Source organism: Streptomyces sp. NPDC057616, assembly GCF_042800575.1.
Classification (GTDB): Bacteria; Actinomycetota; Actinomycetes; order Streptomycetales; family Streptomycetaceae; genus Streptomyces.
In genome coordinates this window covers 88436-102159 of record NZ_JBHVGU010000008.1, presented here as the reverse complement: position 1 = coordinate 102159, position 13724 = coordinate 88436, and the positions used below count along the sequence as shown (strand labels likewise).

Below are 13724 nucleotides of genomic sequence, written 5' to 3'. Positions count from 1 at the left end.
CACCGGCACCGCCCTCGACACGCCGTCTCAGAACTCGCGGAACTCCTCGAAGGGCGGCTCGGACGGCGGGTCCGGCAGGCGCAGCGCGGTGCAGCGCGGGGTTTCGGTGTGCACCGTCCACCCCAGGTTGCGCACGTAGTAGCGCGCGGCCGTCCGGACCGGCGGGGCGGTGGCGTCGTCGAGGACGATCACGCCGCCGGGGCGGACGATCCTGCGGAGGAAGTAGAGGTCGACGAAGACCTCGTGGAAGCGGTGGCTGCCGTCCACGAACGCCGCGTCGGCCACGAGTCCTTCGGTGAGGAGTCGCGGGAGGGCGATCGAGGACGGGGTGCGCAGGAGCGTGGTGATCGGTTCCAGGCCGGCCGAGCGGAGCAGGTTCCAGCCGACGTCCGCCCACGCGCTCTCCTGGTACGGGTCGATGACGACGTGCCGCGGGTGCTCCGCTCCGACCGTCGTGAGCGCCTCGCCGATCGCGAGTGCCGAGCTGCCGTACGCGAGGCCGATCTCGACGACCGTCCGCGCGCGCTCGGCCGTCAGCAGGTCACGCAGCGCGTCGCACTCGTGCCGCGGCAGCGTCACCGTCTCGAAGTCCCCGGCGCGGTCCCGCGTCCACGGCGGGCCCTCCTCGGCGAGGCGGCGCCGTACCTCGCGGACCCGGGCCGTTCGTCCGTGCGTCTCGTCCATCCCCCACACCTCCCCGGCCCGTGGGTCACAACACCCTGGGGCGCGGGGAGTTGGAGGTCAGGCATGCGGTTCCGGAGTGGCGCTCCTCGGGGCCTGGGCAGGTGCGCGGCCCGCGTCGCGCGGGAGCCGGGCCGCCGCCACCAGACCGACCAGGCCGATCACGGCGATCGTGATCATCGCCGCGGCGTACGCGCCCTTGGTCAGGCCGGAGACCAGGATCGTGCCGGCGATGGCCGTGCCGAAGGAGGAGCCGAGGTTCGAAACGCTGCGGGACAGCCCTGAGATCTCGCCCTGTTCCTCCTCCGGGAAGCTGGACTGCACGACGTTGACCGACGGGGTCAGCATGACGCCCAGGCCGAGTCCGACGAACAGCAGCCCGGGGACGTAGGCCCACGCGGTCGTATAGGCGCTGGCCAGGACGATCAGCACCACGATTCCGACGATGCTCACGGCGAACCCGGTCGTGATGAGCAGCCGCTGGGAGCGCCGCTTGGCCATGCGTTCGGCGCCGAGCGAGGTGAGCAGCAGTCCCAGGGTGGCCGCGGTGAAGATGACACCGGTCTGCACGGCGTCGTACTCGCGCACGACCTGCAGGTAGGCCGCGACCGTGAACGACGTGCCCATGAGCATCAGCCACTGGATGTTCTGGGTGACGAGGCCGAGGTTGGACACGCTGTTGCGGAACAGGCTGAGCGGCAGCAGCGGTTCCTCGCCGGCCGCCTCCTTGGCGCGCACGGACCGGAAGAACCACCAGAGCACGAGGGCGCCGAGGGTCACCAGCCCGATCATGAGCCAGATGTTGTCGTCGGTGGCGAGGATGCCCATGACGACGAGGACGAGTCCGACGGCGACGAGCACCGCGCCGAACACGTCGAAGGAGGCGTCCGGATCGGGCGGCAGCGGATCGGCCATGCGCAGACTGAGCAGGACGATCGCGGCGACGACGAGCGCCTGGAACACGAACGCGGCGCGCCAGCTGACGGCCGAGGTGATCAGCCCGCCGATCAGCGGTCCCGCCGCGGCGCCGACACCGCCGAACGCCATGATGACGCCGAAGGCGCGGGCGCGGCCGGTCACGTCGGGGTACAGCAGCGTCGCGAGGATGTACACGGGCGGGATGAGCAGGGCCGTGCCGACGCCCTCGAGGATGGAATTGCCGAGGATCAGCACGCCGAGTCCCGGCGCGGCCGCGCTGAGCAGGGCGCCCGCCGCGTAGATGACGAGGCCCGCCAGGAAGCAGCGCTTGCGGCCGTAACGCTCCGTCAGCTTGCCGCCGGGGATCATCAGCGCCGCCATCACCAGCAGGAAGATGGTGATCGCCACCTGCACGCCCTGGACGGTGGTGTCCAGGTCCTTGCTGATGTCGTTGATCATCACGTTCATGTTGGAGCCGGCGAAGCTGCAGATGAACTGGGCGAGCGCCAAGGCCGCCAGCACACGTCTCTTGGTCGCCGTCCGCGCCGGCCCGGTCGTCTCAGCCACTGATGTCGCCCCCTGCAGCGCCCTCCGACTCGACACGCTCGAGCAGGGATACGTCATCGCCTGCCCGGACCAAGAGTTCGGCAACGCACGCGCCGCTGCCTCACCCACCGAGGGTGAAGCCCTCATCGCCGTGCGTTGCGAGGTTGGGCGCACGTGGACGGCGCGGTGTCGTGGCGCGAAGGTGCCCCGGAGGGCACAGCGGGAGGGAGACCTGCTCATGCAACGCTATGCACCGATCGAGAATCACGGGCTGGTGGGAGACCTGCAGACGGCGGCACTGGTCTCGTTCGAGGGCACGGTCGACTGGCTGTGCGCGCCGAGGTTCGACTCGCCCAGTGTGTTCGCCTCGATCCTCGATCACGAGCACGGCGGGTACTTCGGCGTCACGGCCGACAGCCGGCGGCCTCCGGTCCAGCTGTACCTCCAGGACACGGCCGTCCTGGTGACGCGTTTCCTGGCCGAGGACGGGGTCGGCGAGGTGATCGACTTCATGCCGGTGGACCACCCCGAGCGCCCTTCGGACACCCATCGCCTGATCAGGATCTTCCGGGTGGCGCGCGGACGGGTGCGCTTCTCGCTCGAGTGCCGCCCCCGCTTCGACTACGGCCGCCGCGCGCACCGCCTCGTGACGGGTGAGGACGCGGTCCGGTTCGACGGCGGCGGGTTCCAGGCCGCGCTGCAGAGCGTCGGACCGGTGCGATGGACCCGGGACGGCGATGACATCCTCGGTGAACTCACCATCGGACAGGACGAGTTGGCCGCCGTGGTGCTGACGGTGGGAAGCACGAAGGACCTCCGGCTCGCCCCGCTCGGTAAGCCCGAGATCAGGGAACTGTTCGAGCACACCCGGGACTTCTGGCACGGCTGGATGCGCCGCAGCACCTACCGCGGGCGCTGGCAGGACATGGTGAACCGGTCCGCGATCACCCTGAAGCTGCTCACCTACGCGCCCACCGGAGCGCCCGTCGCCGCGGCCACCATGGGACTGCCCGAGCAGATCGGCGGCGGACGCAACTGGGACTACCGCTACACCTGGGTGCGCGACGGCTCGCTGTCGGTCAGCGCCCTGCTGGGCCTCGGCTACGTCGACGAGGCCGTCGCGTTCCGCCGCTGGCTGGGCGACCGGCTGCGGGCGGGCCGCACGGTGAGCGGCGAACCCCTGCAGATCATGTACCGGGTGGACGGCGATCCGGAGCTCACGGAGGAGGTGCTGGACCACTTCGAGGGCTACCGCCAGTCGGCGCCGGTACGGGTCGGCAACGGCGCGGCCGGACAGCTCCAGCTCGACATCTACGGAGAGGCGGCGCTCGCACTGGGCCACTCCGTGGACGGCATGGACGACGTCCCGCCGTACGACGGCTGGCAGGCCCTGGCGGGCGTGCTGGACTGGCTGGTGAAGGAGTGGGACCGGCCCGACGAGGGGATCTGGGAGACCCGGGGCGGCCAGAAGGACTTCACCTACAGCCGGCTGATGTGCTGGGCCGCCTTCGACCGGGGTGTCCGGATGGCGCAGCACTACGCGCGGCCCGGCGACACCGTGCAGTGGGCGACGGCCCGGGACGACATCCTGCGCCAGGTGATGGAGCGGGGCTGGAGCAGCCGGCGCCAGGCCTTCGTCCAGCAGTACGGGGAGACCACCCTGGACGCCTCCCTGCTGCTCATGCCCGGGGTCGGTTTCATCTCGGCGACGGACCCGCGCTGGTTGTCCACCCTGGACGCGATGGAGCAGGAGCTCGTCTCGGACAGCCTCGTCCATCGCTACGACCCGGCGGCCTCCCCGGACGGCCTGCGCGGCAGCGAGGGCACGTTCTCCCTGTGCAGCTTCCTGTACGTGGACGCGCTCGCACGGTCGGGGAAGCTCGGTCCGGCCCGGTACGCCTTCGACAAAATGTTGACGTACGCGAACCATGCGGGTCTCTTCGCCGAGGAGATCGGCCCGACGGGAGAGCAGCTCGGGAATTTCCCGCAGGCCTTCACGCATCTGGCGCTGATCACCGCTGCCCTCTCCCTCGACCACCAGATGGACCGGGCGGGGCGGGTCGGCGCGTAGCGGATCGTGGGTCGATCGGCCCGTTGACAAGGGCCGGTCGGCATGGCGAAGGGACCTTCGGACCACGCGTGCCGGGCGCGTTCGCGAGAAGAATGCGACTCTGAGCGAAGGGGAGCGCCGCCCTTGACCTGACCCACAGTGGTGGTGAGCACCGTGACTGATCACGAGGGGCATCCGGTACCGGCCGAGCACCGCGTCGATCCGCTCGGGGACCCGTTTCTGCGGACGCGTTTCGCCCTGCCGACCAGGCCCGGGACGTTCCTGTCCCGTCCCCGGCTGACCAAGCACCTCGACCAGGCCCTGCGGACCCCGCTGACGATGGTCAACGGCGCCGCCGGAGCCGGGAAGACCTTGCTGGTCGCGGAATGGGCCGCGGAGCAGGCGCGGCCGCTCGCCTGGCTCACCGTCGAGGCGGAGGAGGAGCGGCCCGGGATGTTCTGGGCGTACTTCCTCCACGCGCTGAGCGCGTCCGGCAACCCGCTGTCCGAGCAGGTCGGCTGGCCTGCCGACGCGAACCATGTCAACCGCAGGGTGCTCTCGGCGATCGCGGAGGAGCTGGACGGGCGCAGCCCGGCCGTGACGGTCGTGCTCGACGAGTTCGACCGGGTCACCGTCCCCGAGGTCGCGGAGCAGCTGGACTTCGTGCTGCAGCACGCCGGGCGCGGGCTGCACCTGGTGGTCGTCACCCGCACCGAGCCGATGCTGTCGCTGCACCGCTACCGGGCGTCCGGCGTCCTCACGGAGATCCGCGGCGCCGAGCTGGCCTTCACGCCCGAGGAGGCCGCGGCCCTGCTGGAGCGGCACGGGCTGCGGCTTCCGGTGGACACGGCGCGCTCCATCGTGGACCGCACGCGCGGCTGGGCCGCCGGTCTGCGGCTGTGCGCCCTGGCCGCGCAGGAGAGCCCGGACCCGGAGACGTACCTCAAGGAGTTCGAGGTGGGCCGGAGCACCGTCGCCGACTTCCTGCTGGCCGAGGTGCTCAAGCGGCAGACCCCGCAGACCCAGGACCTGCTGCTGCGCGTCAGCGTGCTGGATCGTTTCTGCCCCGAGCTGGTGAACGCGCTGACCGGCCGGACCGACGCCGCGCGCATCCTGGGCGAGCTGTACCGCGAGAACGCGTTCGTCGAGCAGCTCGGGCACTCCTGGTACCGCCTGCACCCGCTCTTCGGGGAGATACTCCGGGCCCATCTGCGGGTGCGCTGCCCCAGTCTGGAGCCCGAGCTGCACCGGCGGGCCGCGCGGTGGCTGCGGCAGGCCGGCTCGCTGCCGGAGACGCTCAGCCACGGCGCCGCCGCGGGCGACTGGGAATTCACCGCGGGCGCGCTCGTCGACGACCTGGCGATCGGGCAGTTCTTCACCGGCCTGCGCTCCGACGACCTGACCCAGCTGTTCTCCCGGATGGGGCCCGAGGCGACCAGCCCCGCCACCGACCTCGTACGGGCGGCCTACGACCTCTCGCACAGCGACCTCGATCGCGGGATGGCCCATCTGCAGCAGGCCGAGGCACGGCTGGCCGGGGACGGGGGCGACCCGGCGGCGGCGCAGCTCAGCTGTGCCCTGCTGGAGGCGCTCGCCGCCCGTCTGACCGGCTCCCCCGCGCGCGCCGAACGGGCCGCCGAGACGGCCGACGAGGTGCAGCCGGAGGTCTCCGCGCACCTCCTGGACAAGCACCCCGAACTCCCCGCCCTGCTGCTGACCCATCTGGGCTCCACGCGGGTGTGGGCGGGACGGTTCGAGGACGCGCGCGCCCCGCTGTCCAAGGTCACCGGGCGGCCCGGCAGTGCCGCCACCGTGCTCGCCCGCGAGGAGTCGCTGGGCCACCTCGCGCTGATCGACTACCTCAACGGCTGGACGGGCCTGGCCGAGCACAAGGCCCTTGAGGCGGTGTCGGAGACGGAGCGGTTCAGCCTCTCCCGGCCGTCCGGCTCCGGGATCGGGCAGGTCGTGCTGGCCGCCGTGGCGGTGGACCGCAACGAGCTGCCCCGGGCGCAGGCACTCCTCGACGAGGCGGCCGAGCTCCCGGCCGCCCGACAGGACCCGGTGCTGGCCGCCCTGCGGGCCATCGTCACGGCCCGGTTCGAACTGGCCCGCGGCAATCCGCGCGCCGCGGTCGAGGCGGCCGGCCCGCACGTCGCCGCCGCCGAGGCCTCGCCTTGGGCGGACAGCCACGAGATGCTGGTGACGTCGGCGGCCCATCTGGCCGAGGGCCGGTCCGAGACCGCCGCCGAGGTGCTGGCCAGGCTGAGCGACGGACAGCCCGTGTGCGCCGTGGAGGCCGCCCGGATCCAGCTCGCCGCCGGCCACGCGGATGCCGCGATCGAGCTCCTCGACACCGTGCCCGGCGCGGAGCCGGCCGGTCCCGCGGTGACCGTCCGCGCGACGCTGGTGCGGGCCCAGGCCGAGTTCACCGCCGGGGACACCCCGGCCGCCCGCAGGATGATCGCGCAGGCGCTCCTCGACGCGCGCCACGACCTGCTGCGGCGCCCCTTCCTGGACGCGGGACGGTGGATCCGGCCGCTGCTGACCACTCCGCCGCTGAACCAGCTGGCGGCAGGGTGGCTCGCGCCCTCTCCGTCGCCGTCCGGCGCACCGAACGCGCTCGGGACCTCTCCATGGCCGATCGTCGTGGAGGAGCTGAGCGCCCGCGAGCGCGACGTCCTGGAGCGCCTGGCCCAGATGATGTCGACGCAGGAGATCGCCGCGGATCTCTTCGTGTCCGTGAACACGGTGAAGACGCACCTCAAGAGCCTGTACCGCAAGCTCGGGGTGAACCGCCGCAGCGACGCCGTGCACCGCGCGCGGGACATGCGGCTCCTGTGAGCGCGGGGGCCTCGCCCACGACGGGTGAGCCGCCGGTGTGCCGCCTCCGGTGCCATGGGAGTGACCGACCGCGAGGAGCCCGATGTCCGGAACCGACCAGCGAGCAGCGCGCACGCACGCGGCCGAACGACGGGCCCACGCGGACTACACCGGAGGCGTCTACGGCTCGATGCTCGCCGCGTCGGTGGTGATCGGCGCCGGCACCCTGGGGGACTTCCCGCGGTTGCAGCTCGTGCTGCTCCTGCTGCTCACCGGCGGGGTGTTCTGGATCGGGCACGTGCACGCCCAGCTCTTCGGGGCGCGGCTGGCGCAGCAGACGCTGGACCGCCGCACGGTGCTGCGGGTGTGCCGCGACGAGTGGCCCATCGTCAAGGCCGCCGTGCCTCCCGCGGTCGCGGTGGCCGTCAGCCCGCTGCTGGCGCTGGACGTGCAGGGCGCCGTCTGGCTGGCCCTCTCCGTCGCGGTGGCGGGGCAGGTGGGGTGGTCCGTCGCCGCGGCCCGGCGCGCCGGTGCCTCCTGGCGCCTCCTGACGACCACCGCCTTGGTCAACCTGGTGCTGGGCCTGCTGATCCTCTCCTTCAAGATCGTCCTGACGCACTGACCCGGGTCACACGTCCGGGGTGAGGCCAGGTGGTGCCTGCGGGCGGACGATCGCAGAACGGGGCGCAGTCCGCTTCCCCAGTCCCCGTGGGAGTAGAGCTCATGCGCTACGAGATCCGAGTCGACGGACACATGTCGGAGACGCTGGCCAAAGCTTTCCCGGAGCTCGAGCATGTGCTGATGTCCGGCCAGACGGTCCTGTACGGACCGGTCGTCGACGAGGCCCACCTGTACGGACTGCTGACGCGCTTCCAGTCGCTGGGCCTGCACGTCCTGGAGATGAGGCAGCTGCCGGAGTGACGGGGCAGCTGCCTCGGGTGATGTGCCGCGGACGCTCACAGGTCGTGCACGGTGACCCTGCCGGAACGGGACGCGGCGGCGAGCGCCTCGAAGTCGCGCTCGTTCAGATCGGCGTAGGACTGCGCGAACTCGGTCAGCGCGCGGTCGAAGCGGTCGCTGCCGCCGAGGTAGGCGGCGATGGCGATCGGGTCGCCGGAGCGGGCGTGGGCCCGGGCCAGGGAGGCGCCGCACAGCCGGGCGAAGAGGTTCAGCATCTCCGGCCCCATGGTCTCCGGGCGGGCGATGCCCTTCCAGTCGCGCAGCTGCCGTACGTAGAAGTCACGCTCGTTGCCGTCCATGCCCAGCACGTGGGTCCAGCCCAGGAAGATGTCGCTGGTGGTCTGGATCAGCCGCTGTCCGGTGACGACGCGGCGGCCCTGGTTGTCGTAGCGGTCGCCGCCGGTCTGGGCGGACAGCACCGACTCCTGGGCCTCCTTGGCCTGCAGCAGCAGCGGGTCCTCGTCGTCCCTGCCGCGCAGGAGCACGATCCAGCAGCGGGTGCCGACGCTGCCGACGCCCACCACCTTCCGGGCCATGTCGACCACGTGGTAGTGACGCAGCAGATGCCGGCGCTCGGACGACAGGGTCGGCGCGTATCCCTCCAGGACCGACTGCAGCGCCTTCTCCTCCTCCGCGGAACCCGACATCAGGTCGCTGAGCGGAGTGATCAGCGGCGGGTCCGGGGTGATGCGCCGGCCCTCGGCCGTGACGCGGGTGAGCTTCTCGAACGCCTGCATGCCGGTACGGGTGCGGGCCTGTGCCGTGGCACGGGCGGTGCGGCGCTTGGTCTCCTTGTCCATCGAGGAGGCCATCAGCTCGCGCAGCGAGTCGACGTCGTCCTGGGCGTACCAGATGTCCAGGGTGCGCATTCCGGCGAACTCGTGCATCCGCTCCCGGTAGGCCCGTACGCAGGTGCGTACGGCGGTGTTCTGCTCCTTGACGGAGAAGCCGTTCGCCCGGCACGCGATCGCGAAGCTGGTCGTCAGCCGCTTGACGTCCCACTCGAACGGGCCGGGCAGGGTCTCGTCGAAGTCGTTGATGTCGAAGACGAGATGCCGTTCCGGCGAGGCGAGCAGCCGGAAGTTGAGCAGGTGCGCGTCCCCGCAAAGCTGCACCCGCAGCCCGGAGTTGGGGGTGGGACCGAGATCGGCGGCCATGATCGCCGCGGCGCCGCGGTAGAAGCGGAACGGCGACTCGAGCATGCGGCTGTAGCGGATGGGCACGAGTTCGGCCACCCGGGTCGCCGACTGACGCCCAATCACCTCGATCGGGTCGAACCGGTCCTGGCCGGCCTCGAACCACCCGTGACACGAACGGGACGCACGGGACCGTGCGTTGCGGCCGATCGCCACACGCTCGGCGGGCGACAGGGCCGCGGTGAAGGAGTTCGGTGCGGTCATGGCTCAACCTCCTGGTCCGGTGCGGCAGTGGCCTGGAGATCGCTCATCCCGCCCCGTACTTCGCAACGTCTCCGGTTACAGCCCAGCCGTACGGCGGTGCAGGCGGATCACCCGGGACGGGTGACCCCGCCACCCGTGCCGCGAGGGACGCTGGCCTCCTGAGGTCCTCCGCCCACCGCCCCGCCGGCGGTCCGGATCCGAACCGCTCGTCAAGCGAGGAGGAGCCATGACCATTCCCCGTGGTCCGGCACCGCGTACCGGCCCGGAGCAGAGCCCCGACGGTGTGGGCGCCGGCCGGGCGCCCGGGCAGGCCGACGGTGCCGCGAAGGCGCTGGAGCAGCTCGGGCGCTCCTGGACCTGGGTGCTGGCCTCCGCGATCATGACGCTCGTACCGGGAATCCTGGTCCTGGTCTGGCCGGACGAGACCCTGCATGTGCTGGCCGTGCTGATCGGCCTGTACCTGCTCGTGAACGGGGCGTTCCGGTTCGTGGCGGTGTTCGCCGGCAACGGGCTCGTCGAACGCATCGTCTCGCTGGCGATGTCCATCCTGTACGTGCTGGCCGGCGTGCTGTGCCTGCGTAACCCGCTCCAGACCATCGCGGCGGTCTCGCTGATCGTCGGTGTGGTCTGGCTGGTGACCGGGATCCTCACCCTCTACACGGCGATCGCCGCCGAGGACATGCCGCACCGTGGCTTCGTGCTGGGGGCCGCCGTGATCGGCATCGTCGCGGGGATCGTCGTCCTGGCCATGCCGACCGAGTCGGCCCGCGCGCTGACCCGGCTGCTCGGGCTCTGGCTGGTGCTGCTCGGCACGGCCGAGATGGTGCTCGCCTTCGCCTGGCGGGCCGCCCTGCGCAGGTCGGGTCTCAAGGGCGGTACCGGCCCCTCCGTGACCGACGGCGCGACATCCCTCGGCGGCTGACCGAGGCCTCTCCCGGGGGGCGGGATACGACGTGGGAGACCAGATGAATCCCCCTTCGACCTCTGTGACGCCGGATTCCGGCGCGACCTCCGACGCCGCGCACGTGATGTCCGCCGCGGAACACGAGGAGTACGTGCGGCTCAGGAGCGCGGCCAAGGTACGCCACCGCAAGGCCCGCCGCGCGGGCGCCGTCGTCCTGCTGGTGCTGACGCTGGTGCTCGCCCCGCTCGCGCTCGTCGCCGCCTGGGTGCACGACGAGGTCGCCGACACCGGCCGGTACGTGCAGACGGTCAGGCCGCTCGCCTCGGAGCCGGCCGTGCAGAAGGTCCTCGTCGACCGGCTCACCGACCGGGTCGTGGCCAACATCGACGTCTCGGCGGTGACGAACGCGATCACCGACACGCTGAAGAAGAACGGCGCTCCCCCGCGCGTGGTGCAGGGCTCCGAGTCCCTCAACGGCCCGCTGCGGTCCGCGGTGCGCACCGTCGTGCAGCGCAACGTGAACCGCGTGATCACCAGCGACGTGTTCCAGGAGGCGTGGGTGGGGGCCAACCGGCGGGCGCACGCCGCCGTGGTGAACATGCTCACCGGATCACGCTCGGGTGCGCTGCAGGCCAACGGCGACACCATCCAGCTCGACGTCGGGACCGTCGTCGACCAGGTCCGCCAGCGCCTCGTCGACGCGGGCTTCCAGAAGGCCTCCGCCATCCCGAACGTCGACCGGAGCATCACGCTGTTCAAGACGCAGCAGCTGCACAAGGCGCAGGACGGCATGCGGCTGCTGGACATCGTCGGCACCTGGCTGCCCATCCTGACGCTGGCCTTCGCGGCCCTCACCGTGTGGACCGCGCCGAACCACCGGCTGATGGTGATCATCGTCGGCATCGGCGTCGCCGTGATGGCCGTGCTGCTGCTGGTCGCCCTGGCCCTGGCCCGACGGGTCTATCTCGACTCCGTCCCCTCGGCCACCCTGCCACCCGACGCCGCGGCGGTGATCTTCGACACCTTCATCCGCTTCCTGCGCTCCAGTACCCGCACGCTGCTCGTCGTCTCCCTGCTCGCGGCCCTCACCGCCTACCTCTACGGCCCCGGCCGGGTCGCCAAGGGTGTGCGGAGCCTGTCCGGGCGCGGTGCCGCGGCCGCCGGACAAGGGCTGCGCCGCGTCGGGATGAACACCGGCCTCACGGGCCGCTGGCTGGCCGCCCACCAGTCCTGGACCGTCGGCGTCACCATCGGCGCGGGCGCCCTGGCCCTCGTCCTGTGGAACCGGCCCACCGTGGGCGCGGTGGTGCTCGTCCTCGTCCTGGTCCTGGTCGCACTGGCGATCGCCGCCGTGCTCTCGGCCGCGGGTCCCGGCCGCGACGCCGACGAACCGGGGCACGCGGTCACGTGAGCCATGGCCAAGGACACCGCACCGGCCACCCGCAGGGACCGCGCGGTCCAGGCGGCGGCGCAATTCAGGGCCGGCCCACTGGGCCGGCTCCTGCCCCGGCTGGCCGCGCTCAACCTCGTGGAAGGAGCCATGCGGCTGGCCGCGCAGGCCTTCCTGGCGGCGCTCCCACTGCTGATGACCGTGGCAGCGTTCGCGCCCCCGAGCGTGCAGCGCCTGCTGGCCGACTCCCTGAGCTCGGTCCTGGGCGTACACGGCGACACGCTCGACGAGGTGAGACGCACCTACAAGGCCGGCGACTCGGCGCGGCAGTCCGTCGGTGTCCTGGGCGCGCTGCTGACCCTCGCGTCGGCGACCGCGTTCAGCCGGGCCCTCCAGGCGGTGTGCGAGCGCTGCTGGCACCTGCCCCGGGCGCCGTTGCGGGCGGCGGTCTGGCGCTGGCTCATCTGGCTCGTGGTGTGGCTGGCCTTCATGCTCGTCCAGGCGCCTCTGCGCCGCGGCTTCGGCATCGGCCCCGCGACCGGCCTCGCGCTGTCCCTGGTGGGGGCCGTCCTGCTGTGGTGGTGGTCCCAGCACCTGCTGCTGGGCGGCCGGATCGGCTGGCTGGACCTGCTGCCGGGGGCGGTCCTGGCGGGCGTGGGCACGATCACGCTGAGCTCGGCCGGCCATCTGGTGCTCTCCAACGCCATGCAGCGCAGCCTCGCCGAGTTCGGGCCGCTCGGACCGGTCTTCACGCTCCTTTCCTGGCTGATCAGCATCTTCCTCGTCGCCATCTCGGGCATGGCGCTGGGCGAGGCCGTCGCGACCAGCTCCTGGTACCGGCACGTCGTGGCCCTCCTCGGCCCGCCGAAGGCCGGGGGGTGACCGGGGCCGGCGGTCGCTCACCCGTGCCGGGTGAGGCCGCGCGCGGCTTGCCGTGCGCACGCTGAGAAGCGCAGAAGCAGGTCGCCGGGCGCATGCCCGGGACGGAGGGAGAGACATGAGCACGCCCACGTACCTCGCGTACGACTATCCGATGCTGAGCATCTTCTGGTCCATGCTGGTGTTCTTCCTGTGGATCATGTGGTTCATCCTGCTCTTCCGGATCATCGTCGACATCTTCCGCGACGACGCCATGAGCGGCTGGGGCAAGGCCGGCTGGCTGGCCTTCGTGATCCTCCTGCCCTTCCTGGGCGTGTTCGTCTACGTGATCGCACGCGGCAAGAACATGGGGCGCCGGGAGATCGCGGAGCACCAGGCTCAGCAGCACGCGTTCGACTCCTACGTCCGCGAGACGGCCAAGGGCGCCGCCGCGACCAGCAGCGCCGACGAGCTCGCCAAGCTGTCCGAGATCCGCGCCCGCGGCGACATCACCGACGAGGAGTTCGCGAGGGCGAAGGACCTGGTCCTCAGTGGCCACGGCAGCGGGACCCGTCCCGACGCGGCCACCACGTCCGGGCACTGAGCACGCCGGGCCGAACGAAACGAGGTATTGAGGATGACCGCCACACACCCCACACAGCCCACGCAGAGGGATTCGGCGAAGCAGCAGTGGGCCTCCGGCCTGGTGACCTTCGGCGCCGTCATGCTGACGATCGCCGGCCTGCTCGGCATCTTCCGCGGCATCATGGCGATCGCCGAGGACGACGTCTTCGTCACCACGCGCAACTACGTCTTCCAGTTCGACCTGACCAGCTGGGGCTGGATCCATCTCGTCCTGGGCGTCATCGCCGTGGGCGTCAGCTTCGGGCTGTTCACGGCGGCCACGTGGGCGCGCGTCTCCGGCGTGGCGATCGCAGGACTGATCATCATCGCCAACTTCCTTTCGCTGCCGTACTACCCGGTCTGGTCCGTCGTGATGATCGCCTTCTCGGGCTTCATCATCTGGGCCCTGTGCGTGGTCAAGCGGGACGAGTACTAGTCGTCCCGGCGTCCGCCCGCTCGCGGGAACGGCGGGACGGGGGGCCCGTCGGGGGAGCGAGGGGGATGGGAGACCGCCGCCACGGCGGGGGTACGAGCGGAACGCCGACGGCGGCCGGGGTACAGGGCCCGCACGAC

General features: G+C 71.7%; 12 protein-coding genes. 9 read left to right on the top strand and 3 right to left on the bottom strand.

The features are described 5' to 3' along the window. Positions 1–27: 27 nt before the first annotated feature. Both ACFU97_RS12005 and ACFU97_RS12000 read right to left on the bottom strand, forming a co-directional pair. The gene (locus ACFU97_RS12005; protein WP_384254341.1) at positions 28–684 is read right to left on the bottom strand and encodes a class I SAM-dependent methyltransferase; all 657 of its coding nucleotides are present in this window, start codon (positions 682–684) and stop codon (positions 28–30) included. A gap of 57 nt (positions 685–741) precedes the next feature. After that, positions 742–2166, bottom strand: coding sequence for an MFS transporter (locus ACFU97_RS12000; protein WP_384254339.1), 1425 nt, complete (start codon positions 2164–2166; stop codon positions 742–744). Between the two features lie 217 nt (positions 2167–2383). Between ACFU97_RS12000 and ACFU97_RS11995 the strand changes: the two genes are divergently transcribed. From ACFU97_RS11995 to ACFU97_RS11980, 4 genes are all read left to right on the top strand, one after another. Further along, entirely contained in the window at positions 2384–4216 is a 1833-nt protein-coding gene (locus ACFU97_RS11995) for a glycoside hydrolase family 15 protein (protein ID WP_384254336.1), read from the top strand. Positions 4217–4369: 153 nt separating this feature from the next. After that, entirely contained in the window at positions 4370–7036 is a 2667-nt protein-coding gene (locus tag ACFU97_RS11990; protein ID WP_384254333.1) for a LuxR C-terminal-related transcriptional regulator, read from the top strand. Between the two features lie 82 nt (positions 7037–7118). After that, entirely contained in the window at positions 7119–7637 is a 519-nt protein-coding gene (locus ACFU97_RS11985; protein WP_384254330.1) for a hypothetical protein, read from the top strand. Positions 7638–7738: 101 nt separating this feature from the next. Further along, complete coding sequence (locus tag ACFU97_RS11980; protein WP_384254328.1) at positions 7739–7936, top strand: hypothetical protein; 198 nt, start codon at positions 7739–7741, stop codon at positions 7934–7936. 35 nt (positions 7937–7971) lie between these two features. On the opposite strand, the gene ACFU97_RS11975 is transcribed toward ACFU97_RS11980, so the two are convergent. After that, complete coding sequence (locus ACFU97_RS11975; protein WP_384254326.1) at positions 7972–9375, bottom strand: DUF2252 domain-containing protein; 1404 nt, start codon at positions 9373–9375, stop codon at positions 7972–7974. Between the two features lie 226 nt (positions 9376–9601). On the opposite strand from ACFU97_RS11975, the gene ACFU97_RS11970 reads away from it, so the two are divergent. From ACFU97_RS11970 to ACFU97_RS11950, 5 genes are all read left to right on the top strand, one after another. Then, on the top strand, positions 9602–10297 hold the full coding sequence (locus tag ACFU97_RS11970; protein WP_384254324.1) for an HdeD family acid-resistance protein: 696 nt from the start codon (positions 9602–9604) through the stop codon (positions 10295–10297). A 43-nt stretch (positions 10298–10340) separates the two neighbouring features. After that, entirely contained in the window at positions 10341–11690 is a 1350-nt protein-coding gene (locus ACFU97_RS11965) for a hypothetical protein (RefSeq protein WP_384254322.1), read from the top strand. 3 nt (positions 11691–11693) lie between these two features. Next, entirely contained in the window at positions 11694–12551 is an 858-nt protein-coding gene (locus ACFU97_RS11960; RefSeq protein WP_384254320.1) for a YhjD/YihY/BrkB family envelope integrity protein, read from the top strand. Between the two features lie 115 nt (positions 12552–12666). Beyond that, the gene (locus ACFU97_RS11955) at positions 12667–13131 is read left to right on the top strand and encodes an SHOCT domain-containing protein (RefSeq protein WP_384254318.1); all 465 of its coding nucleotides are present in this window, start codon (positions 12667–12669) and stop codon (positions 13129–13131) included. A 33-nt stretch (positions 13132–13164) separates the two neighbouring features. Further along, entirely contained in the window at positions 13165–13587 is a 423-nt protein-coding gene (locus ACFU97_RS11950; protein WP_384254315.1) for a hypothetical protein, read from the top strand. Positions 13588–13724: the final 137 nt, after the last annotated feature.